Origin of the sequence: Pseudomonas sp. ACN5 (assembly GCF_002303975.1) — a bacterium.
Classification (GTDB): domain Bacteria; phylum Pseudomonadota; class Gammaproteobacteria; order Pseudomonadales; family Pseudomonadaceae; genus Aquipseudomonas; species Aquipseudomonas laurylsulfatiphila.
On sequence record NZ_MRCP01000001.1, the window covers coordinates 127,253 to 150,030 of the forward strand.

Annotated in this window: 22 protein-coding genes and 1 pseudogene; 16 read left to right on the forward strand and 7 right to left on the reverse strand. The window is 60.5% G+C overall.

Translation table 11 applies throughout. From position 1 onward, the window contains the following. Nucleotide 1: 1 nt before the first annotated feature. From BSF40_RS00625 to BSF40_RS00635, 3 genes are read left to right on the forward strand one after another with little or no spacing between them, the layout of a single operon-like run. Nucleotides 2-1,444: a CpaF family protein gene (locus BSF40_RS00625; RefSeq protein WP_095963731.1), complete on the forward strand. Its 1,443-nt coding sequence runs from the start codon at nt 2-4 to the stop codon at nt 1,442-1,444. Next, complete coding sequence (locus tag BSF40_RS00630; RefSeq protein ID WP_095963732.1) at nt 1,441-2,427, forward strand: type II secretion system F family protein; 987 nt, start codon at nt 1,441-1,443, stop codon at nt 2,425-2,427. Before BSF40_RS00625 ends, BSF40_RS00630 begins: the two co-directional genes overlap by 4 nt. 29 nt (nt 2,428-2,456) lie before the next feature. Further along, nucleotides 2,457-3,419 (forward strand): type II secretion system F family protein, encoded by a 963-nt coding sequence (locus BSF40_RS00635; RefSeq protein ID WP_095963733.1) that lies wholly within the window; start codon nt 2,457-2,459, stop codon nt 3,417-3,419. 287 nt (nt 3,420-3,706) lie between these two features. On the opposite strand, the gene BSF40_RS00640 is transcribed toward BSF40_RS00635, so the two are convergent. The 4 genes from BSF40_RS00640 to BSF40_RS00660 form a co-directional block, all read right to left on the reverse strand. Continuing rightward, nucleotides 3,707-3,976 carry a DUF3613 domain-containing protein gene (locus BSF40_RS00640; protein WP_095963734.1) on the reverse strand — a complete coding sequence of 90 codons (270 nt, stop codon included), beginning with the start codon at nt 3,974-3,976 and terminating at the stop codon, nt 3,707-3,709. A gap of 18 nt (nt 3,977-3,994) precedes the next feature. Then, nucleotides 3,995-4,708 (reverse strand): tetratricopeptide repeat protein, encoded by a 714-nt coding sequence (locus BSF40_RS00645; protein WP_095963735.1) that lies wholly within the window; start codon nt 4,706-4,708, stop codon nt 3,995-3,997. Nucleotides 4,709-4,827: 119 nt separating this feature from the next. After that, nucleotides 4,828-6,051, reverse strand: a complete 1,224-nt coding sequence (locus BSF40_RS00650; protein ID WP_095963736.1) for a type II and III secretion system protein family protein — start codon at nt 6,049-6,051, stop codon at nt 4,828-4,830. Between the two features lie 648 nt (nt 6,052-6,699). Continuing rightward, entirely contained in the window at nt 6,700-7,326 is a 627-nt protein-coding gene (locus BSF40_RS00660) for a hypothetical protein (RefSeq protein ID WP_095963738.1), read from the reverse strand. Nucleotides 7,327-7,415: 89 nt separating this feature from the next. On the opposite strand from BSF40_RS00660, the gene BSF40_RS00665 reads away from it, so the two are divergent. Next, a complete protein-coding gene (locus BSF40_RS00665) occupies nt 7,416-8,414 on the forward strand; it encodes a LysR family transcriptional regulator (protein WP_095963739.1) in 999 nt (332 codons plus the stop codon). Between the two features lie 90 nt (nt 8,415-8,504). Here the strand turns inward: BSF40_RS00665 and BSF40_RS00670 are convergent, their stop codons facing one another. Both BSF40_RS00670 and BSF40_RS00675 read right to left on the reverse strand, forming a co-directional pair. Then, on the reverse strand, nt 8,505-8,912 hold the full coding sequence (locus BSF40_RS00670; protein ID WP_007972361.1) for a PA2817 family protein: 408 nt from the start codon (nt 8,910-8,912) through the stop codon (nt 8,505-8,507). Nucleotides 8,913-8,986: 74 nt separating this feature from the next. Beyond that, on the reverse strand, nt 8,987-11,434 hold the full coding sequence (locus BSF40_RS00675) for an acyl-CoA dehydrogenase (protein WP_095963740.1): 2,448 nt from the start codon (nt 11,432-11,434) through the stop codon (nt 8,987-8,989). Between the two features lie 225 nt (nt 11,435-11,659). Between BSF40_RS00675 and BSF40_RS00680 the strand changes: the two genes are divergently transcribed. The 4 genes from BSF40_RS00680 to BSF40_RS00695 all read left to right on the forward strand — a co-directional run bounded on the left by BSF40_RS00680 (nt 11,660) and on the right by BSF40_RS00695 (nt 14,827). After that, the gene (locus BSF40_RS00680) at nt 11,660-12,319 is read left to right on the forward strand and encodes a transglutaminase family protein (RefSeq protein ID WP_095963741.1); all 660 of its coding nucleotides are present in this window, start codon (nt 11,660-11,662) and stop codon (nt 12,317-12,319) included. A 43-nt stretch (nt 12,320-12,362) separates the two neighbouring features. Then, nucleotides 12,363-12,986 (forward strand): glutathione S-transferase family protein, encoded by a 624-nt coding sequence (locus tag BSF40_RS00685; RefSeq protein ID WP_095963742.1) that lies wholly within the window; start codon nt 12,363-12,365, stop codon nt 12,984-12,986. 132 nt (nt 12,987-13,118) lie between these two features. Beyond that, nucleotides 13,119-14,051 carry an ABC transporter ATP-binding protein gene (locus BSF40_RS00690; protein ID WP_095963743.1) on the forward strand — a complete coding sequence of 311 codons (933 nt, stop codon included), beginning with the start codon at nt 13,119-13,121 and terminating at the stop codon, nt 14,049-14,051. Beyond that, on the forward strand, nt 14,048-14,827 hold the full coding sequence (locus BSF40_RS00695) for an ABC transporter permease (protein WP_015096399.1): 780 nt from the start codon (nt 14,048-14,050) through the stop codon (nt 14,825-14,827). Before BSF40_RS00690 ends, BSF40_RS00695 begins: the two co-directional genes overlap by 4 nt. A gap of 169 nt (nt 14,828-14,996) precedes the next feature. On the opposite strand, the gene BSF40_RS00700 is transcribed toward BSF40_RS00695, so the two are convergent. Then, nucleotides 14,997-15,512: a DUF2062 domain-containing protein gene (locus BSF40_RS00700; RefSeq protein ID WP_095963744.1), complete on the reverse strand. Its 516-nt coding sequence runs from the start codon at nt 15,510-15,512 to the stop codon at nt 14,997-14,999. 135 nt (nt 15,513-15,647) lie between these two features. Here BSF40_RS00700 and BSF40_RS00705 point away from each other — a divergent pair. From BSF40_RS00705 to murB, 8 genes and pseudogenes are all read left to right on the forward strand, one after another. Further along, nucleotides 15,648-17,873 (forward strand): annotated as a pseudogene (locus BSF40_RS00705) (DNA internalization-related competence protein ComEC/Rec2); the annotation flags it as partial. A 106-nt stretch (nt 17,874-17,979) separates the two neighbouring features. Further along, nucleotides 17,980-18,615: a MotA/TolQ/ExbB proton channel family protein gene (locus BSF40_RS00710; RefSeq protein WP_015096396.1), complete on the forward strand. Its 636-nt coding sequence runs from the start codon at nt 17,980-17,982 to the stop codon at nt 18,613-18,615. After that, nucleotides 18,612-19,040, forward strand: a complete 429-nt coding sequence (locus BSF40_RS00715) for a biopolymer transporter ExbD (RefSeq protein WP_095963745.1) — start codon at nt 18,612-18,614, stop codon at nt 19,038-19,040. The genes BSF40_RS00710 and BSF40_RS00715 overlap by 4 nt, the downstream gene beginning before the upstream one ends. Continuing rightward, nucleotides 19,040-20,050, forward strand: a complete 1,011-nt coding sequence (gene lpxK, locus BSF40_RS00720; protein WP_095963746.1) for a tetraacyldisaccharide 4'-kinase — start codon at nt 19,040-19,042, stop codon at nt 20,048-20,050. The genes BSF40_RS00715 and lpxK overlap by 1 nt, the downstream gene beginning before the upstream one ends. A gap of 24 nt (nt 20,051-20,074) precedes the next feature. Then, nucleotides 20,075-20,260, forward strand: a complete 186-nt coding sequence (locus BSF40_RS00725; RefSeq protein WP_003179363.1) for a Trm112 family protein — start codon at nt 20,075-20,077, stop codon at nt 20,258-20,260. Continuing rightward, nucleotides 20,257-21,021 (forward strand): 3-deoxy-manno-octulosonate cytidylyltransferase, encoded by a 765-nt coding sequence (kdsB, locus tag BSF40_RS00730; protein ID WP_015096394.1) that lies wholly within the window; start codon nt 20,257-20,259, stop codon nt 21,019-21,021. The genes BSF40_RS00725 and kdsB overlap by 4 nt, the downstream gene beginning before the upstream one ends. Further along, complete coding sequence (locus BSF40_RS00735) at nt 21,021-21,485, forward strand: low molecular weight protein-tyrosine-phosphatase (protein ID WP_095963747.1); 465 nt, start codon at nt 21,021-21,023, stop codon at nt 21,483-21,485. The genes kdsB and BSF40_RS00735 overlap by 1 nt, the downstream gene beginning before the upstream one ends. Continuing rightward, a complete protein-coding gene (murB, locus tag BSF40_RS00740) occupies nt 21,482-22,501 on the forward strand; it encodes a UDP-N-acetylmuramate dehydrogenase (protein WP_095963748.1) in 1,020 nt (339 codons plus the stop codon). The genes BSF40_RS00735 and murB overlap by 4 nt, the downstream gene beginning before the upstream one ends. Nucleotides 22,502-22,778 lie beyond the last annotated feature (277 nt).

A 22,778-nucleotide genomic window follows, 5' to 3' on the forward strand; every position in this document is an offset into this window, starting at 1 on the left:
CATGATCAGCGACTTTCGTAACCGCTTGCGTAAACAGTCCGGTAAACCCGGCCCGTCGCCGGCCAACCAGCCGGGTGACGATCTGCCGGATCCGGCAGACGAATTGATGGCTTGGGAGCATGCAATCCCGGACGTTCTTTACGAAACCAAAAGCCAGGTCACCCCGGTGGAAGCCGAGTGGCGAGAAAAGATCTACCAACAGTTGCTCAAGGTCATGGACCTGTCCTTGCTGGACTCCCTTGAACAGGCAGAGGCCGCGCGGCAGATTCGCGATATTTGCCAGCGTCTGCTCGATGAACACTCGGCACCGGTGAGTACTTCCAGCCGCCAGTTGATCATCAAGCAGATCACCGACGAGGTGCTCGGTCTGGGGCCTCTGGAACCGCTGCTGGCCGATCACAGTGTGTCCGACATTTTGGTCAACCGGCATGACTCAGTGTATGTCGAGCGCTTCGGCAAGTTGCAACGCACCGATGTGCGCTTTCGCGATGACCAGCATTTGCTGAACATCATTGACCGCATCGTTTCCAGCCTGGGCCGGCGTATCGACGAGTCCTCGCCGCTGGTGGACGCCCGGCTCAAGGACGGTTCGCGGGTCAACGCGATTATCCCGCCGCTGGCCATCGACGGCCCGAGCATGTCGATCCGGCGTTTTGCGGTGGACCTGCTCAATACCGACAGCCTGATCCAGGTGGGTACATTGACCCCGGCCATTGCCCTGCTGCTCAAGGCGATAGTGCGTGGGCGCTTGAACGTGCTGATTTCCGGTGGTACCGGCAGCGGCAAGACCACCATGCTCAATGTCCTGTCCAGTTTCATTCCGCACAACGAGCGGATCGTCACCATCGAGGATTCGGCCGAACTGCAACTGCAACAGCCCCACGTGGTGCGCCTGGAAACCCGGCCTTCGAACATCGAGGGGCGCGGCGAGGTGAGCCAGCGGGAGTTGGTGCGCAACAGCCTGCGGATGCGCCCGGACCGCATCGTGATCGGCGAAGTGCGCGGCGTCGAGGCACTGGACATGCTGACGGCGATGAACACCGGCCACGACGGCTCGCTGACCACGATCCACGCCAACACCGCGCGCGATGCGTTGGGGCGGGTCGAGAACATGGTGTCGATGACCGGGGCGACCTTTCCGATCAAGGCCATGCGCCAACAGATCGCTTCGGCCATTGATGTGGTGATCCAGCTGGAACGCCAGGAGGACGGCAAGCGTCGTCTGGTCAGCGTGCAGGAAATCAACGGCATGGAAGGCGAGATCATTACCATGACCGAAATCTTCTCTTTCGCGCGCCATGGTATGGGCGAAAACGGCGAAGTGCTGGGTGATTATCGACCCAGCGGCATGATTCCCGCCTTCCGTGATGTGCTGGCCAAGCGCGGCATCGAGTTGCCGCTGACGATGTTCAGGCCTGAGTGGATGGAGGCGCGGCAGTCATGAACCAGATTCCCGGTGAATTCATTCTGATGTTCCTCGGCATGGTGTTTATCGCCGTCTTCCTCCTGTCCCAGAGCGTGGCTGTACCAGTGTTTGGCGAGGCCGGCAAGATGCGCAAGCGCATCCGCGGCCGCTTGCATGTACTGGAGAAAGCCAACAATCAGCCCAACATGCAAACGGTATTGAGGCAGAAGTACCTGACGCGTTTGTCGCCATTGGAGGCCAGGCTTGAGCAGTTGCCCTTTATGGACACATTGACGCAAATGATTGAGCAGTCGGGGCACGAATTCCGGGCCTATCGGGTATTGCTGCTCGGGCTGGTGCTGGGTGTCTGGGCGGGTATCCTGATCTGGATGGTCTCGTCAGTCTGGTGGATGGCGCTGATGGTGGGCTTTGCAGTCTTCTGGATACCCATACTGAAAATCTCTCGCGACCGCGCCAAGCGTTTCGCGGCGTTCGAGGAAGGCCTGCCGGATGCGCTGGATGCCATGTGCCGCGCTCTTCGCGCCGGGCACCCATTCAATGAAACCCTGCGTCTGGTGGCCGAGGAACACAAGGGGCCGGTGGCTCATGAGTTCGGCTTGACTTTCTCCGATATCAACTATGGCAATGATGTACGCCGGGCCATGCTCGGTCTGCTGGAGAGGATGCCAAGCATGACGGTGATGATGCTGGTGACCTCGCTCCTTATCCATCGCGAGACTGGCGGTAATCTGACCGAGGTGCTGGAGCGTCTGAGTCTGCTGATCCGCGGGCGCTTCCGCTTTCAGCGCAAGGTCAAAACCCTGTCGGCCGAAGGGCGGATGTCGGCCTGGATACTGGTGGCCATTCCCTTTGTACTGGCGGCTGTGATTTTGTTCACTACCCCTAAATACATGCCGTTGCTGCTCAATGATCCTGTGGGCCATAAGCTTATACTTTGGGCTTTTGGTGCAATGTTGGTCGGGATTTTCTGGATTCGCAAAATTATCCGGATTCAGGTTTAAGCGGTATTCGCTACCGAGAGGTACAGGTCATGGATTTTTTACTCGGGTTGTTCAGTCGGGTCACGGAGAACCAGGAGTTGGCGCGCCTGTTGTTCCTTGGCGCGATCGGTTTGAGTACGGTACTTGCGGTTGTTGCCGTGATCCTGCTGATGATGGGGCTTCAGGATCCCGTGCAGCGTCGTCTGGCGCTGATCAAGCGTGGTCATTTAGGCAACGCGACCGGCCAGGAAGCTCCGGGTAACCTGCAACTGTTGCTGGAGCGGGTCGGCCAGCGCTTTGCTTCGACTGAATCGGCTCAGACGTCCGTCACCCAGACCCTGTTGATGCATGCGGGATACCGCTCCTCGTCGGCGGTGCAGATGTACTGGGCGATACGCTTGATGTTGCCGCTGTTATTGATCGGTATCGCCTTATTGCTGTTGCCGATGATTCCCAAGGTTTCGCTGATCATGGGGCTGCTGTTGGTGGTCTTGGTGGCCGGTATCGGATGGTTGGTGCCAGCGCTGTATGTCGCCAAGCGCAAACAGAAGCGACAAGGCCGGCTGCGTGCCGCCTTCCCGGATGCGCTGGATCTGATGGTGGTGTGCGTGGAGTCGGGCCTGGCCTTGCCCACGACCATCGAACGGGTGGCTGAGGAGATGTCGGTCAGTCAGGTCGAACTGGCCGAAGAACTGGCCCTGGTCAATGCACAAATCCGTGCGGGCATTTCGAGTACCGCGGCGCTCAAGCAACTGGCTGTGCGCACTGGCCTGGATGACGTACAAGGTCTGGTCAACCTATTGGCGCAGAGTATCCGTTTTGGTACCAGCGTGGCCGACACCTTGCGCATCTATGCCGAAGAGTTCCGTGACCGGCGTACGCAGGCCGCCGAAGAGATGGGGGCGAAAATCGGTACCAAGCTGATATTTCCACTGATTTTCTGTCTATGGCCGAGCTTCTTTCTGGTCGCTATCGGCCCCGCCTTGATCGGGGTACTCAAAGCATTCGGGTGAGGTAAAACAGCCGGAGGCTGTCGAGCGCGATGGCCTCGCCACCCGAGCCTGATCTGCACTTGATCTACACATCCCCCGCAGGCTGCGATCTTTTGATTTTTCTGGCAGGCAATTCGTTGCCTAGGCCTTAAATTCAGAAGATCGCAGCCTGCGGCAGCTTCGGGGGTAATTCGGTAAGGATTGGATAATGTGTAGATGCCACTGCTTTCCTGCACACGAAATCAAGCCCGGCTTTGCAGCCAGGCTACTCTGGACTACGCCAGAGGCTGATCACCCATCGACACGCCTCAGTTGCCGATGGTCATTTCTCCCGCTGCATCCTGGTCAAAAAACTCCGGAATCGGGAAGTTGAAGCTATTGAGCCAGCGCTGCATGGCCAGGTCACGTTCTGTGGCCGAAGCGGTTTGCAGGTGAGGGGAGGCAACCACACCGCGAATCTGCAGCTGCAACCACTGCTCGGTGCCTTGTTGATACGGCGAAGAAGGGCCCGGTTCAATGGCCCAGGCAGTGGTGGACAGGCAAGCCATGCACCCGATCAACAGCCTTTTGGTCTTCATCTCGACTCCTCGTACGTTCTACTTGTTCGCACTGGAAGAGGCATCAGCTACCTCAGTCTTGCGATTCCCATCGGTAGCCACCACTTTTTTGGTGGAGGCCTTGAGTTTTTCCGCGCGGGTTTGAGCCTCTACGACTTGCTTGGGGCTCAAGTCGGCGCGGGTCACGAGTTCGGCGGCCGCCTTCCAGTTATCCTGATAGATCAGCAACGTCACCATGTTGAGTGCCGCCAGTGTGTTGGCCTGCTTGAGCTCCATGGCGGTCATGAACTCAAAGCGTGCTTCAGGGATCCGTCGCTGATTGAGGTAGACGACCCCCAGGTCATTGCGCATTCTGTCGTCGGTGGGGGCCATCTTCACCGCACGCTCAAGGTGAGTGGCTGCGCTGGCGTTATCATTTCTGGCAGCGGCCAACTGGCCCAGGCCATGTTCCCCTTCAGCCGCCAGACAGGTGCCGAGCAAGCTTTCGTACAACGGCTGCGCGTCGCCGCTACGCCCCATCAAGCGCAGCACCCGGGCCTTGCGCAGGCGAACCTGGACCAGGTTGTCGGGCAATCCTTCCAGATTCGCCAGGCTGGCATATAAACGGCCTTCTTCGGCCATGTTGTCGGCCAGGTTCAGGGACAGTTCTTGCTCCGAACCGGGCTTGGCACAGCTGGCCGGTCGCGAAGACAGGCCATTGCTGGCACAACCTGCGAGCATTAATGTCGCCGTTATTGCAATGACTGCTTTCATTGAAGGTCCTCTGGCTACAACCCCTTGAACGCCTGGCCAATGGCAGTACAGCCGGCCCGGCAAGCGTTCAAAGTCACCGTTACGAGTGAGCGCGAGGTCAGTCCGGTTCAGGCTTCGGTTCATTGCGAGAGCCCGCTGAGACTGTCGAAGTCGCCATTTTCCAGGAAGAACATGCGGTAGAAGTTCGGGTCGTAATTGCGCAGCTGCTCACCAGGCAATGACGGCAGTTGTGCATTGGCAGCCAGTGGCTGGACCAGATGCGGAGTGACGATCATCAGCAGCTCGCGCTCTTCACGGTTGATGGTGTTGTCGCGGAAAAACGCGCCCAGAACCGGGATATCGCCCAGCCCCGGAAACTTGTTCACCTGGGAATCGTTGTGGGAGCTGATCAGGCCGCTGATGACGAAGCTTTCGCCGTCGGCCAGGGAGATGCTGGTATCGGTACGGCGAACGGTCAGGGCCGGGACTACCGTGCCGGCGATGCTCACGGCGTTGGTGAAGTCCAGTTCACTGACTTCCGGCGCCACCTTCAGCGCGATACGGTTTTTCCCGACGATGGTCGGCGTCAGGGTCAAGCGGATACCGAACTCCTTGTACTCGATGAAAATGTTGTCGCTGCCTGAACTGGGCACCGGAATCGGTATTTCACCGCCGGCCAAGAAGCTCGCACTCTGCCCGCTGAGTGCTACCAGGCTTGGCCGCGCCAGGGTGTAGGCGAAACCGCTGCCCTCCAGCGCGTTGAGCGCCACCAGGGTACTGCCGGTAGCAAACGTGAGGTTGAACTGGTCGTTTCTCACCGGTATCGACGGCGTGACAATGCCGCCAATGCTGGGCAAGGTTCTCGGCGCGCCGAACAGCCAGTTGCCGCGGACGCCGAAAATCGAGGCGGAGGCTTCCTTGAGTTTGGTCCGGCTGACTTCAACGAAGCGGATATCGGTCTGCACCTGGCTTGGCAGCAACGGGTCGTCGGAAGGCACCGACGGCACGCTGGTCAGCGCCGACGTGGCCCTGCCCTTGACGAACACCATGGCTTGGCGCGGTGTTTTCGAACAGGCGGTCCAGACCATCAGGCTGGTGGTCCCCGGCGCAATGCCCGTGAGTATGAACGCGTTGCTGCCGCTGGGTTGCACGTCGGCAACTTTCGGATCACCCACCGCCAGCTGCGTTACCGGAACGGGGCTGCGCAGTTCATTCTGCAGTCCCTGACCGACCTCGTACGTTGTTGGCCAATTGTCCAGTTGCGGACAATTGGCCGGCGCGGCCTGAGCCGCTTCTACGCTGAGGCCCATCCAGAGCAGGCCATGGAAAATTCGCTTGAAAGCGGGCACGGGACGAAGGCTCATCAAGTACATCCTCACTGAATAGGCCAATCTTGGACAGACTGCGCTGTCTAGGATCACTTCACGGGGATCGGGCTATCCCCCCAATGCGCCAGACCACTTATCCATGGCCTTGGCGTTATTCCTTGCGTGCTACACACGAGCGGGCGCAATTCGCTGATCTGGCTGGATAGCGAGCGACCTTGGCTGAAACGGTTTTCAATGATCCGGTGAACCGGACTGCTGGCAAGAGCGATACTCGTGGCCATGGACGGCGCTGTCCGCTGTCCTGGTTTCCCCTGAAAGTAATCGGCAATGCAGGTACAGAGCCGGAAAACGCCTGTCAGGATCATGGTGAGGTAACTCCTTTTGCCAATCCGCTATCTGATCACTGAAGCTAACGTGGAAATTCGAGCCGTTATGACTTCTTGTTGTTTGACGTTAGTTCAATCAAGCCAAAGTGCCATGAGTTAAAGGAAAACTATTGGTGCAAAGGCTGGAGACAGGCGGGCGGGCAGGGTCGTAGCGCAGTGCGGTTGCCGGATGTTGACGAGGTGTACTGAAGCAAAAAAAGGCCCGCCAATCTGACTGGGCGGGCCTTTTGCGTTCCGGGCAATGCGTGCATCGATAAAATCAGGCGTCTTTCACGACCCCCCCACGAACACCCAGTGCTCAGTCCACGTGATAGTGGACCGACAGCGTGCCTTTTTTTTGCGAAAGGGAGGCGATGGTGACCGCACCCAAATCCTTCAAACTGCGTACATGGGTACCGCCACAACCGTAGGCGGGCAGTTCACCGAAGCCGATTTCCCGGGCGCCTTCGCGCAGTGAGGTCAGGCGCGGCAGGTCGTGGTCGATCCACTGCCCGATGCCATGCTCAATGACCTGGGCCTCGACGTCCTGCGCGCCATTGCCCGGCTTGAATTGCACACGGCCTTCACCAGGCCAGTGATGCGCCTTGATCGGCATCCAGCCCATGGTTTGTACAAAGTGGCCGATCAAGTGGCCAGCCGAATGCATGCGCGTGTTGAACAGTCGGCGTTGTTCGTCGACGCGGATTGGCGTCATCCCGGTTTTTACCGGCTGGTCGACAAAATGAATGATCCGCTCGGGATCCTGAACCACGCGCAGCACCTGGCTTTCGCCGATCCAGCCAGTGTCGCAAGGCTGTCCACCGCCCTGGGGGTGGAACAGGGTCGCGCGCAAGACCACGGCAAACTCGTTTTCGTGGGGGGTGCATTCCAGGACTTCCACGTTGGCCTTGAGCTCATCACTATGGAAAAAAAGGCGCAGCGTCATATTCCAGGCTCGTATTGGTCATCAGTTTCTATTATAGAAAGCCTGTAAATACGTGATAATCCGGGCAAACATCAAAGGACTGTTGCGTTGTGAGCATAAATCTTCCACTGCCGCTGCTCGGTGAAATGGCGATATTCGTCAAGGTTGTCGAGACGGGCAGTTTCTCCGAGGCAGCTCGTCAGTTGGGCTCTTCGCCCTCGGCGGTCAGTCGGAGCATTTCGCGCCTGGAGAAGGCGCTCGCCACCCGGTTGCTGCAACGAACCACGCGCAAGTTGCGATTGAGCGACGGTGGCGAGGAGGTGTTCAAGCGGTGCCAGGAAATGGTCAATGCCGCGCGGTCAGTGATGGAAATCAGTGGTCAGTTCACGGATGAACCCGAGGGGAGGGTGCGTATCAGCGTGCCGAAAGCGGTGGGCCGAATCGTGATTCATCCGCACATGCCGGAGTTCTTGCGGCGTTATCCCAAGGTGGATGTGGAACTGTTGCTCGAGGACCGCCAGGTCGATTTGATCGACGATCATGTCGACCTGGCGATTCGCATCACCGACCGGCCGCCTGCGGGGCTGGTGGGGCGGCAGTTGCTGACCATCGATCATATGCTCTGCGCCACTCCACAGTATCTGGCTGAGCACGGGACGCCGACTCATCCCCATGATTTGCTCAATCACAGTTGCATTTACCTGGGCGAAACACCCAGCGACGCACGCTGGAAATTCAAGAAAGGCGGCAAGACGGTAACCGTCGGTGTGCGCGGGCGATATGCCGCCAATCACACCGGCGTGCGTTATGGCGCGGTGTTGCAGCACATCGGCATTGGCAGCCTGCCGTATTTCACGGCGCGCCATGCCCTGGAGAAGGGGTTGATGGTGCAAGTGCTGCCGGACTGGACCTTTCTGGCGTCCTATCACGGCGGCGCCTGGTTGCTGCATTCGCCAACCCGATACCTTCCGCCCAAGCTTCGGGTGTTGATCGATTACCTGGTGGAATGTCTGGCGAAGGAGCCGACGCTGGGCAAACCGGGTCGGTCGAATGGTCCGGGCTGGTCGCCATCGGAGTATGAACTGCCGGAGAGTGACGGCTTGTTTTGAAGGTAGAAAAAAGATCGCAGCCTTCGGCAGCTCCTACAGGAAATATGCGATCCAAAGCAGGAGCTGCCGAAGGCTGCGATCTTTTGCAGATCAGTGCTTGCTGTCCTGGTTGGACAACGCCAGCAGCTGCTTTTCCTGGTTCCAGTCGAAAGGTTCGTCGTTCTGTTCGGCTTCGAAGCGACGCTCTTCCAGGGCCTGGTACAGGTCGATTTCATCATCGGGCATGTAATGCAGGCAGTCACCGGCGAAATACCACAACAGGTCGCGCGGCACGAGGTGCGCGATTTGCGGATAGCGAGTGATGACCTGGCACAGAATGTCCTGGCCCAGGTACTGGCTTTCGATCGGGTCGACAGGCAGTAACGCCAGCAGCTCGTCGAAGCGCTCGAGGAACAAGGCATGGCTTTCGTCGGGAACCTGCTCGGCCTCACCTACGGCGACCAGGATGCTGCGCAGGTGGTCGAGTAAAACGAGATGATCGGCAACGATGTTGGACACGAGATAAGTCCTCAAGAGCAAAACGGGCGCGGGAGTATAAAGCGCCCGCGCCCGTTTTTACATGCTTGAAGGGATCAGCGGACTTTTCCCCCGGCCAGTGCCAATTCCTCCTGGTCAAAGTCATCGACATCGATCACCTTGCGCCGGGCCGCTTCGGCTTCACGCAGGGTTTGCGCTTCCACCGGCTGCAACACGCCAGCCTCGAGCGCGGCATCGATCAGCGACTCGCCGGCCAGCGGTTTGACCTGGCCGCTCTTGAGTGCCACATGCAGTTTTTTCTGCAGCGGCTGAGCGGCACTCAACAGGTTGCAGGCGTGTTGCAAGGCGCCGACCGGATCGTCGCTCGCCTGTGGGCGATAGCAACCCAGGAGCAATTCCTCCAGGGCGGGGTCGCCCTTGGCGCGACCAATCAAGGCGGCGACTTCGGCAGCGAGTTTGTCCGAAGGCCCTTTGTGCCGGCGACCGAACGGGAACACGATTACCCGCAACAGGCAGGCCACGACTTTGTTCGGGAAGTTGTTCAGTAGCTCATCCATGGCCCGTTCCGCCTGACCCAGGCTTTCTTCCATGGCCCAGCTCACCAGCGGCGTCATGTACTGCGGTGTGTCGAGATCGTGGTAGCGTTTGAGTGCGGCAGAGGCCAGGTAAAGGTTGCTCAGTACGTCACCCAGTCGTGCGGACAGGCGTTCCCGGCGTTTGAGTGCGCCGCCCAGCAACATCATGCTGAGGTCGGCGAGCAGGGCGAAAGCAGCGGCCTGACGATTGAGAGCGCGGAAGTAACCCTGGCTGAGTTTGTCGCCCGGGGTGTGTTCGAGGTGCCCGAAACCGAGATTCAGCACCAGCGTACTGGCGGCGTTGCCCACGGCAAAACCGATGTGCTTGAGCAGCAGATCATCGAACTCCCTGAGCGCCTGATCCTTGTCTTCACGGCCGGCCAGGGCCATTTCCTTGAGCACGAAGGGATGGCAGCGGATCGCGCCCTGGCCGAAGATCATCAGGTTGCGCGAGAGAATGTTCGCGCCTTCCACCGTGATAAAAATCGGCGCGCCGTTCCATTTGCGGCCCAGGTAATTGTTCGGCCCCATGATGATTGCCTTGCCGCCGTGCACATCCATGGCATCGCTGATGCAGTCGCGGCCGCGCTCGGTCAGGTGGTACTTGAGAATCGCCGACAGCACCGACGGTTTCTCGCCCAGGTCGACCGCATTGGCGGTCAGCATGCGGGCGGCGTCCATCATCCAGGCATTGCCGCCAATGCGGGCCATGGCTTCCTGGATGCCTTCGAACGAAGCAATCGGCACATTGAACTGCTCGCGAACCTGCGCGTATTGGCCCGTCACCAGGCTGGTGAACTTGGCCATGCCGGTGCCCACCGCCGGCAGGGAAATCGAACGCCCCACCGACAGGCAATTCATCAGCATCATCCAGCCCTTGCCGAGCATCTCCTGGCCGCCGATGAGGAACTCCAGCGGGACGAACACGTCCTTGCCCGAGTTCGGGCCATTCATGAACGCGGCGCCCAACGGCAGATGCCGGCGGCCGATCTCGACGCCTTCGGTGTCGGTCGGAATCAGCGCCAGGCTGATGCCCAGGTCTTCCTTGTCGCCCAGCAGGTGATCCGGGTCATAGGCCTTGAAGGCCAGGCCGAGGAGGGTAGCCACCGGGCCGAGGGTGATGTAACGCTTTTCCCAGTTCAGGCGCAGGCCGAGAACCTCCTGGCCTTCCCATTCACCTTTGCAGATCACCCCGGAGTCCGGCATGCCGCCCGCGTCGGAGCCGGCCAGTGGACCGGTCAGGGCAAAGCACGGGATGTCGTCGCCGCGAGCCAGGCGTGGCAGGTAATGATTGCGTTGTTCGTCGGTGCCGTAGTGCAGCAACAATTCGGCCGGGCCGAGGGAGTTGGGGACCATCACGGTGGAGGCGAGGTCGCCGCTGTGGCTCGCCAGTTTCATCGCCACTTGCGAGTGGGCATAGGCAGAGAAGCCTTTGCCGCCAAACTCCTTGGGGATGATCAGGGCGAAAAAACCGTTGTCCTTGATGAACGCCCAGGCTTCGGGCGGCAGGTCCATGGTTTGACCGAGCTGCCACTCATTGACCATGGTGCAGAGTGTTTCTGTCGGCCCGTCGATGAAAGCCTGTTCTTCTTCGTTCAATTGCGCTTTGGGATAGGACAGCAGTTTGCTCCAGTCCGGACGGCCACTGAACAGCTCTGCGTCCCACCACACCGTACCGGCGTCGATGGCATCGCGTTCGGTTTGCGACATCGGCGGCAGGGTTTTCTGGAACCAGTTGAACATCGGCGCGCTGAACCATTTGCGACGCAGGTCGGGCAGCAGCAAGGGCGCGGCGATGGCAGCGATCAATACCCAGAAAACCAGCAACAACCAGCCCGGCGCGCGGCTGAAAGCGCCCATGGCCACGACATAGGCGGCCACGATGACCAGGGCGGGTAGCGGGGCGATGCGGCGGTGGGCCAGATAAGCAATACCGACCAGCAGAACCAGTATCCACAACAGCAGCATATTTATTCCTCCGTGAAACCAGGGCGAACCAGCCCTCAGAGCTTAGACGGCATCCGCAAAACAGGCAGGTGGTGACCCTGGATGATTTTCGTGCGCCCGATGGGCCGCGCACGTGGGGAAAACTCTCATTGAACGAGCGGCAAAGCGCCCATGTTTGGCCGAAACGTCGTTATCTCTGTGCTGAAGCTCTCGTTAGACTCGGGGCTTCCCCTGGAGATTATTCTCATGCACGAGTACCTGAGTCCCGGCCGCTTCATCGATAGTGACCATCCGTCCGTGGTGGAGTTCGCCGAAAAACACCGTGGTGCCAGTCGCGATCCGCTTGAGCAGGCGATCAGTCTCTATTACGCCGTGCGCGAAGCGGTGCGCTACAACCCGTACACCTTCAGTCGCGATCCGCAGACCCTGCGCGGCAGTCATGCATTGGCGACCGGGGAGAGTTACTGCGTGCCCAAGGCCACGTTGCTGGCAGGTGCAGCGCGGCATTGCGCGATTCCCGCGCGGATCGGCCTGGCGGATGTGCGCAATCATTTGTCGACGCCTCGGCTGCTTGAATTGCTCAAGAGCGACATGTTCGCCATGCACGGCTACACCGAGTTTTTTTTGCAGGGCCGCTGGGTCAAGGCGACGCCGGCGTTCAACCGCAAACTCTGCGAGCTGTTCAATGTGGCGCCGCTGGAGTTCGACGGGATCAACGACAGCGTTTTTCATCCCTTCAACCGCGATGGTGCGAAGCTGATGGAGTACCTCGTCGATCACGGCCAGTTCGCCGACGTCCCTGAAGCGTTCTTTTTCGAACACCTGGAAAAATGCTATCCGCACCTGTTCGGTGAGCAACTGCAACCGCTGTTGGGTGACATGCAGAGTGATTTGAGTCGCCCCTGATCCGGCATATGCTGCCTGCCCACTTAGCGAAAAAGAGGCGGTCATGCTGAAGATCTGGGGTCGGAAAAACTCGTCGAATGTGAGAAAGCCATTGTGGGCCGCCGAAGAACTGGGCCTGGCCTATGAGGCTATCGATGCCGGTGGCGCCTTTGGTGTCGTCGATACGCCCGAGTACCGCGCGATGAACCCCAACGGTCGGGTGCCGGTGATCGAGGACGATGGTTTCGTGTTGTGGGAGTCCAATGCCATCGTGCGTTACCTGATGGCCCGCCACGCCGCCGACACGGCCTGGTACCCCGCGGATCTGCAAGCCCGTGCCACTGCCGACAAATGGATGGACTGGACCACCTCAAGCTTTGCCGGCCCGTTCCGTACCGTATTCTGGGGTGTGCTGCGTACCCCGGCAGACCAGCAGGACTGGCCCGCCATCAAGGCGGCGATCAAGGAATGCGACACGTTGCTGGCGATGGCCGACCAGGCGTTGGCGAACAAGCCCTACCTGTCCGGAGACGAGATCGGCATGGGTGATATTCCCCTGGGCAGTTTCATTTATGCCTGGTTCGAGATGCCGATCGAGCGTGCGCCACTACCGCATCTGCAGGCCTGGTACGCGCGGTTGAAACAGCGTCCGGCGTATCAAAAGGCGGTCATGACCGCGTTGACTTAATACTCACTATCGACACGCTTGACTGTACTTGTGAGGCGGCGACAAGCACCATTGTGCCAAGTTGTTGCGGTTGTAATGTTCGCCGCCGCCCATACTTATCCCTTTCTTCCCTTCTTGGTGCGTAAATCAGATATGAGTTCCGCTCTGTCCATCCGGCAGCTAACCAAAACCTACGGCAACGGTTTCCAGGCCCTGAGTGGTATCGATCTGGACGTCGCCGAAGGTGACTTCTTCGCCTTGCTCGGCCCCAACGGCGCCGGCAAATCCACGACCATCGGCATTCTCTCGACCCTGGTGAACAAGACCAGCGGCACGGTGAATATCTTCGGTCACGACCTGGACAAAAATCCTGCGCAGCTCAAGCGCTCCATTGGCGTGGTGCCTCAGGAGTTCAACTTCAACCAGTTCGAAAAGACCTTCGACATCGTCGTGACCCAGGCCGGCTACTACGGCATCCCGGCGAAAATCGCCAAGGAACGCGCCGAACAGTACCTGACCCAGCTGGGCCTGTGGGACAAGAAGGACGTGCCGTCGCGTTCACTGTCCGGCGGCATGAAGCGTCGCCTGATGATCGCCCGCGCGCTGGTTCATGAACCGCGCCTGCTGATCCTCGACGAACCGACTGCCGGGGTGGACATCGAGCTGCGTCGCTCGATGTGGAGCTTCCTCACCGAGCTGAACCAGAAAGGCATCACCATCATCCTCACCACCCATTATCTGGAAGAGGCTGAGCAGTTGTGCCGCAACATCGGCATCATCGACCACGGCACCATCGTCGAGAACACCAGCATGCGTCAGTTGCTCAGCCAACTGCATGTCGAAACCTTTCTGCTGGACCTCAAGGGCGACCTGCCCGCCGCGCCTCAGCTGCTCGGCTACCCGTCCCGGCTGATCGACAGCCACACCCTGGAAGTCCAGGTGGAAAAGTCCATGGGCATCACCGCGCTGTTCACCCAGCTGGCGCAGCAGAACATCGAAGTGCTGAGCCTGCGTAACAAAACCAATCGCCTCGAGGAGTTGTTCGTGTCCCTGGTGGAGAAAAATCTGTCGAAGGTGGCGGTATGAGTTCCGAGTTGCGCCCCAACCTCATTGCCCTCAATACCATCGTTTACCGTGAAGTCCGGCGTTTCACCCGGATCTGGCCGCAGACCCTGCTGCCGCCAGCCATCACCATGGTCCTGTACTTCGTGATCTTCGGTAACCTGATCGGTCGGCAAATCGGCGACATGGGTGGCTTCACCTACATGGAGTACATCGTGCCGGGGCTGATCATGATGTCGGTGATCACCAACTCCTACGGCAACGTGGTGTCGAGTTTCTTCGGCAGCAAATTTCAGCGTTCCATCGAAGAGCTGATGGTCTCGCCACTGTCGCCGCACACCATCCTGATCGGCTACACCCTGGGCGGCGTGCTGCGCGGCTTGATGGTGGGGATCATCGTGACCCTGCTGTCGTTGTTCTTCACCCATTTGCAGGTGCATCACCTGGGCGTGACCATTCTGGTGGTGGTGCTGACGGCGACCATCTTCTCGCTGCTGGGCTTCATCAACGCCGTGTTTGCGCGCAACTTCGATGATATTTCGATCATTCCGACTTTCGTGCTGACGCCACTGACCTACCTGGGCGGGGTCTTCTACTCGATCACCTTGCTGCCACCGTTCTGGCAGACCGTTTCCCTGGCCAACCCGGTGCTGCACATGGTCAACGCATTCCGTTACGGCATCCTCGGGGTGTCGGATATCCGGATCAGTATTGCGATTACCTTCATGCTGGTGGCGACCGTGGTGCTGTATCTCGGCTGTGCACGGTTGCTGGTCAGCGGGCGCGGGATGCGGACCTGAGAAATACCGAGTCGTCTGTTTCGCGAGCAAGCCCGCTCCCACAGGGATCTTCAGTGCTACATAGATCCAGTGTGGGAGCGGGCTTGCTCCGGGCGGCGTTCCGACGAAGGCGTCAGCCCAGACACCGCAAAAAAAAACGGCCTCCCACAGTGGAGGCCGTTTTGCATTTTCACATCCGGCTCTTCTTGCGCCGCGTCCATTGCCTGGCCACCCACCAGCGCCAATACGCCATCACCATGAAGTAGGACAGCGCGCCGAGTGCCAGCCCCGTCACCACCGAACCCAACAGAAACGGTTGCCACAAGGTCGAGATTTCTCCCCTGATCCATTCCCAGGTCAGTGCGTCCGGCAACTGCCGGGTGGGGACGTCCATCAGCCAGGCGCCGGTCTGGTAGGTGCAAAAGAACACGGCAGGCATGGTGATCGGGTTGGTCAGCCAGACCAGGCTCACGGCGATCGGCATGTTGCCGCGCACGATAATGGCGAGGGTTGCCGCCAGCAGCATCTGCAACGGGATTGGCAGGAACGCCGCGAACAAACCCACCGCCATGGCGCGGGCCACGGAGTGGCGGTTGAGGTGCCACAGGTTCGGGTCATGCAGCAGCGTGCCGAGAAAGCGTAAGGATTTGTGTTCCCTGATGCTCATCGGGTCTGGCATGTAACGTTTGAATAAGCGCCGGGGCATAAGGCTTCTCGGTCGGTCAGGGTGGCAAGTATGTCTGGATTCTATGAACTGCCCATTCAGACTTTGTGACAATTAATAACGGCGCCCACGCGACCGGCGGGCTAAGCCTTGGAGGGGACTCTCAAGGACGGGCTTATGCGCAGAGGGATGATGGCGTTGGCGCTGGGTCTGCTGACTTTGCGTTTTTTGCCGGCTTTACCGCCGGTCTGGTTGTGGCTGGCGATGCCGGTGGCGGGTTTGATGTTGTTGCCATTCAGGACGTATCCGGTGGCGTTTTATCTGTTCGGTTTGAGTTGGGCCTGCGCGAATGCGCAGTGGGCGCTGGATGACCGGTTGCCGCCGGCGCTGGACGGAGAAACCCGCTGGGTCGAAGGACGGGTCACTGGCTTGCCCCGGCATGACGACGGTGTCGTGCGTTTCGAATTGACCGACATCCAGTCCCGGCGTACCCGCCTGCCGCGGCAAATGCGCCTGGCCTGGTACGGCGGGCCGCCGGTGAACAGTGGGGAGCGCTGGCGTCTGGCAGTCAAATTGAAGCGCCCGGTCGGGCTCCTCAATCCGCAGGCGTTCGACTACCAGGCCTGGTTGCTGGCACAACACATCGGGGCGACCGGGACGGTCAAGCAGGGCGAACGCCTTGCGCCAGCCCAATGGGCCTGGCGCGACGGCATCCGCCAGCGTTTGCAAGCGGTGGATGCCCAGGGTCGAGGCGGCGCGTTGACCGCGTTGGTGCTCGGGGACGGTGCCGGGCTGAGTCGCGAAGACTGGCAGGTATTGCAGGACACCGGCACGGTGCATCTGTTGGTGATTTCCGGGCAGCACATCGGCTTGCTGGCGGGCGTCGTGTATCTGTTGATTGCCGGTCTGGCCCGCCTTGGGTTATGGCCGAACCGTCTGCCATGGATGCCTTGGGCGTGTGGCCTGGCATTCGCCGCGGCGCTCGGTTACGGGATGCTGGCCGGATTCGGGGTGCCGGTGCGACGAGCCTGCCTGATGCTGGGGCTGGTGTTGCTGTGGCGTCTGCGGTTTCGTCATCTCGGTGCGTGGTGGCCGCTTTTACTGGCCCTCTGCGGCATTTTGCTGCTGGAGCCGCTGGCGAGTCTTCAGCCTGGTTTCTGGCTGTCTTTCGCGGCCGTGGCCGTCTTGATATTGACCTTCGGCGGCCGGTTGGGCCCCTGGCGATGGTGGCAAACCTGGACCCGCGCCCAGTGGCTGATTGCAATCGGATTGTGCCCGTTACTGTTGGTATTGGGATTGCCGATCAGCCTTAGCGGTCCGGCAGCCAATTTGTTGGCGGTGCCGTGGATCAGTCTGCTGGTGTTGCCACCGGCCTTGCTCGGGACATTGCTGTTGCCGGTGCCTTACGTGGGCGAGGGCCTGTTGTGGCTGGCGGGCGGTTTGATCGGTGAGTTGTTTAGGGTCCTGGCGTTGTTGGCCGAGGTGCTACCCGCGTGGGTGCCGAAGGCGATTCCTTTGGGAGTGTGGAGCCTCGGCGCGCTGGGCGCCTTTCTACTGCTGTTGCCGCGTGGCGTTCCGCTGCGTCCGTTGGGTTGGCCTCTGCTGCTGTTGCTGGTATTCCCACCCCGGTCAATGCTGCCGGAAGGCATCGCTGAAGTCTGGCAGTTGGATGTGGGGCAGGGGCTGGCTATTCTGGTGCGCACCCGGCATCACACCTTGCTGTATGACGCCGGACCGCGATTCGGTGAGCTTGACCAGGGGGAGCGTGTCGTGCTGCCGGCGTTGCGCAAACTGGGGGTGAAGGGCCTCGACCTGATGCTGATCAGCCACGCCCATGCCGATCATGCCGGCGGTGCCCCGGCGATTGCCAAGGGCTTGCCGGTGAAACAGGTGGTCAGTGGTGAACCGTCAGACTTGCCTGCGGAGTTGCAGGCCGGGCGTTGTGAGAGCGACCGGCAATGGACCTGGGATGAAGTCGACTTCCAGCTTTGGCACTGGCCATTGGCCGGTGACAGCAATCAGAACTCCTGTGTCTTGTTGATCGAGGCCAATGGCGAACGGTTGCTGTTGAGTGGCGACATCGATGCCGCCGCCGAGAGAGCCCTGCTGGACAGTCCGTTGGCCTTGCCCACCGATTGGCTGCAGGCGCCACACCACGGCAGTCGCAGTTCGTCGTCCACGGCCCTGCTGGATGTCCTGCAGCCCAAAGGGGCGCTGATCTCCCGCGGTCAAGGCAATTCATTTGGCCATCCGCATGCGACGGTCATCGCGCGTTATCAAAAACGTGGAATGGCGATCTACGACAGCGTCGAGCAGGGTGCCATTCGTCTGCAATTGGGACGCTTCGAGCCGCCATGGTCAATGCGCCAGGAACGGCGTTTCTGGCGCGATCCGCCGCCCTTGAACCATAACCTGGCATTATCAAAGCCCGACCGGATGCGACATCACGGTCTTCGGTGCTTGCACCCCCTATGTTAGAGTGGCGCACTTTTTCGAGGGGGCTGTCACTGTGTGGGAATTGGTCAAATCCGGCGGCTGGATGATGCTGCCGATCATTTTGAGCTCCATCGCGGCCATGGCGATCGTTGCCGAGCGTCTGTGGACCCTGCGGGCCAGCCGCGTGACCCCGGAGCACTTGCTCGGGCAGGTCTGGGTCTGGATCAAGGACAAACAGCTCAACAAGGAAAAACTCAAGGAACTGCGCGCCAACTCCCCATTGGGCGAGATCCTGGCGGCCGGCCTGGCCAACTCAAAACATGGTCGCGAGATCATGAAGGAATGCATTGAAGAGGCCGCACAACGGGTCATCCATGAGCTCGAGCGCTACGTCGCCGCCCTCGGCACCATCGCCGCCATGGCGCCGTTGCTGGGCCTGCTGGGTACGGTGCTGGGCATGATCGATATTTTCAGTGCGTTCACAGGCTCAGGCATGACCACCAACGCTTCGGTACTGGCCGGTGGTATTTCCAAGGCCCTGATCACCACGGCCGCGGGCCTGATGGTGGGTATCCCCGCAGTGTTTTTCCACCGATTCCTGCAACGCCGGATCGATGAGCTGGTGGTGGGCATGGAGCAGGAAGCGATCAAGCTGGTCGAAGTGGTGCAGGGCGATCGCGACGTGGACCTGACCGGGAGCAAAGCGTGAAATTCCGCCGCAAACCACGGGAAACGGTGGACATCAACCTCGCATCGCTGATCGACGTGGTGTTCATCCTGTTGCTGTTTTTTGTCGTGACCACCACCTTTACCCGTGAGACCCAACTGCGCGTCGATCTGCCGGAAGCCGTCAGCGGCACGCCGGCCGATGATCAGAGCAAGCCACTGGACATCGCCATCAGCGCCGACGGCGTGTTCTCGGTGAACAGCCAGATCCTGCCGAAAAGCGACCTGGCCTCGCTGATGGACGCACTGCAAAAAGAAGCCAACGGCGACACCAACCGGCCGCTGTCCATCAGTGCTGACGGCAAGACTGCGCATCAGTCCGTGGTGACAGCCATGGATGCCGCCGGCAAACTCGGCTTCAGTCACTTGCGCATGACCACCATCGAGGCGGCGCCTCCCGCGCCCTGATGGCCATGTCCGATCGATTGCTCGCCGCGTGGTACGCAGGTCATCCGGCCCTGAAGCTGTTACAGCCACTGGAATGGCTGTACCGGCGCGTGGTCATGAACAAGCGCAAGCGCTTTCTGGCGGGTGAGGGCGAGATCTACCAGCCACCGGTGCCGCTGATCGTGGTCGGCAACATCACCGTGGGAGGCACCGGCAAGACGCCACTGATTCTATGGATGATCGAGCACTGCCAGCGCAGCGGCCTGCGGGTCGGCGTGGTCAGCCGCGGCTATGGCGCCAAACCGCCGCAGTTGCCGTGGCGGGTCGAGGCCGGGCAGAGCGCCGACGTCGCCGGTGACGAGCCGTTGCTGATTGTCCAGCGCACGGGCGTGCCGCTGATGATCGACCCCAATCGCAGCAGCGCCGTCAAAGCCTTGCTGGCCAGTGAGCCGCTGGATCTGATCCTGTCCGACGACGGCATGCAGCACTACCGCATGGCCCGTGACCTCGAGCTGGTGCTGATCGACGCCGCCCGCGGCCTGGGCAACCGCCGTTGCCTGCCCGCCGGGCCATTGCGTGAGCCGGTCGAGCGCCTGCAAAGCGTCGACGCGGTGCTCTACAACGGTGCCGCATCCGACCGCGACGATGGCTTTGCCTTTCAATTGCAGCCCACCGCGCTGGTCAATCTGCGCAGTGGCGAACGCCGTCCCCTCGATCATTTTCCCGCCGGCCAGGCCCTGCACGCGGTGGCCGGTATCGGCAATCCGCAACGTTTCTTCAAGACCCTCGAAACGCTACACTGGCAGCCTGTTCCACATGCGTTTGCCGACCACGCTGAATACAGCGTGCAGGCGTTGAATTTCACGCCGTCATTGCCGTTGGTAATGACGGAAAAAGACGCGGTGAAATGCCGTGCCTTTGCCGCCGCCGACTGGTGGTACCTGGCGGTCGATGCCGTGCCGTCGCCGGCCTTCGTGGCCTGGTTCGACACACAGTTGATGCGCCTGCTGCCGGATCGTTTGTTGCCTTAACTCCGTTTTTTCCAGGGAATGCTCATGGACACCAAATTGCTCGACATCCTCGCTTGCCCGGTCTGCAAAGGCCCGCTCAAGCTCAGCGCCGACAAGACCGAGCTGATCAGCAAGGGCGCCGGCCTGGCCTACCCGATTCGCGACGGCATCCCGGTGATGCTCGAGTCGGAAGCGCGCACCCTGACCACCGATGAGCGTCTGGATAAATGACCACAGCCTTTACCGTCGTCATTCCATCGCGTTATGCCTCCACCCGCCTGCCAGGCAAGCCGCTGCTGCTGATCGCCGGCAAGCCGATGATCCAGCACGTCTGGGAGCAGGCGAGCAAAAGCAGCGCCGGGCGGGTGGTGGTTGCCACTGACGACGCGCGCATCGTCGAGGCCTGCAATGGCTTCGGTGCAGAAGTGGTGCTGACCCGTGAGGACCACAATTCCGGCACCGATCGCCTGGCTGAAGTCGCGATGAAACTGGGCCTGGCGCCCGATGCCATCGTCGTCAACGTCCAGGGCGACGAGCCGCTGATCCCGCCGAGCGTGATCGATCAGGTTGCCGCCAATCTGGCGGCCCACGCTGAAGCGCGCATGGCCACCCTGGCCGAGCCGATCGAAGACGCGGACACCCTGTTCAATCCCAACGTGGTCAAGGTCGTCAGCGACCTCAATGGCCTGGCGCTGACGTTCAGTCGCTCCACCTTGCCCTGGGCGCGGGATGCGTTTGCCGTGAACCCTGAGCAGTTGCCGGAAGGCGTGCCGTATCGCCGCCATATCGGCATCTATGCCTACCGCGCCGGTTTCCTGCAGGATTTCGTCAACTGGGGTCCATGCTGGCTGGAAAACACCGAGTGCCTGGAACAGCTGCGTGCCCTGTGGCACGGCGTGCGGATCCACGTGGCCGACGCATTGATCGCGCCGCCCGCCGGCGTCGATACCGCTGAAGACCTCGAGCGCGTTCGTCGCCTGCTGGAGGCGTGATGCGCGTTTTGTTCGTGTGCCTGGGCAACATCTGCCGTTCTCCCACGGCCGAAGGCGTGCTGCGGCACAAACTGCGCGAAGCGGGGCTGGCCGATCAGGTTGAGGTCGCTTCCGCCGGCACCGGTGACTGGCATGTCGGCAAGGCGCCGGACAAGCGCAGCCAGGCCGCGGCAAAGCTGCGCGGTTACGACTTGTCGGCCCAGCGCGCCCGGCAAGTCAGCCGCGCCGATTTTGCCACCTACGACCTGATCCTCGCGATGGACAACAGCAACCTGCGCAACCTCAAGGCCTTGCAGCCCGCCAAGGGCAAGGCCGAGCTGGATCTGTTCCTGCGCCGTTACCAGTCGCCAAGCGATGAAGTGCCGGACCCGTACTACGACGGCGAGCAAGGCTTCGAGCAGGTGTTGGACCTGATCGAGCGCGCCAGTGATTTGCTGGTGATCGAATTGAAGGGACGGTTATGAGTTTGCAGATTCAATCGCAGGTGTCGCTCAAGCCGTTCAACAGCTTTGGCGTGGATGTCCAGGCCCGGCTGTTTGCCGAGGCCCATAGCGACGCCGATGTGCGCGAAGCCCTGGCCTATGGGCTGGAGCACAAGGTCCCGGTACTGGTGATCGGCGGTGGCAGCAACCTGCTGCTGACGGCGGATATCGATTCACTGGTGCTGCGCATGGCCACTCGCGGGATTCGCGTGCTGAGCGATGACGACGGCAAAGTGGTGATCGAGGCCGAGGCGGGGGAGCCTTGGCATCCCTTTGTGCAACACACCCTGGCGCTTGGGTTGTCCGGCCTGGAAAACCTCAGCCTGATTCCCGGCACCGTGGGTGCGGCACCGATGCAGAATATCGGCGCCTATGGGGTCGAGATCAAGGACGTGTTCGCCGGCCTGACCGCCCTCGATCGCCAGACCGGCGAACTGCGCGACTTCAGCCTGGCGCAGTGCAACTTTGCTTACCGCGACAGCCTGTTCAAGCAGGAACCGGGGCGCTGGTTGATCCTGCGTGTGCGTTTCGCCCTCGACCGCGCCGCGCATTTGCACCTGGAGTACGGCCCGGTGCGTCAGCGCTTGACCGAACAAGGTATCGACCATCCGACTGCCAGCGATGTCAGCCGGGCCATTTGCAGCATCCGCAACGAAAAACTCCCGGACCCGGCCGTGCTCGGCAATGCCGGCAGTTTTTTCAAGAATCCCCTGGTATCGGCGGCGCTGGCTGCTCGGCTCAAGGGCGAATACCCGGACCTGGTGGCCTATGCGCAACCCGACGGGCAGATGAAACTGGCCGCTGGCTGGTTGATCGAGCGGGCGGGCTGGAAAGGTTTTCGCGATGCCGACGCAGGTGTTCACAAGCTGCAGGCACTGGTGCTGGTCAACTATGGCGGTGCAACGGGCCTGCAATTGCTGAACCTGGCGCAGCGCATCCAGAAAGACATTGCAGAACGATTCTATGTCGACCTGGAAATGGAACCGAACCGGTATTGATGAGGCAGCCGCGAGCTACAAGCCTCAAGCGGCAAGCTACAATCCTTAAATTCAGGCTCTTCGCTGTTTTGCTTTTACTTAAAGCTTGCAGCTTAAAGCTTGCAGCTAAAAAGCCCTGTCTCAGCAGGGCTTTTTTTTGTTAATGCTCGGTTAACTTAGTCAGCTAACGATGCACACTCTTGCTCCACCAAAGGCCCGGTGCAGACCGTTTGCGTCCGCACAAGAGAGCCGATTAGCCTGAGTCGATCTGCGTGCGACCCACCGAGATCCAGCGGCA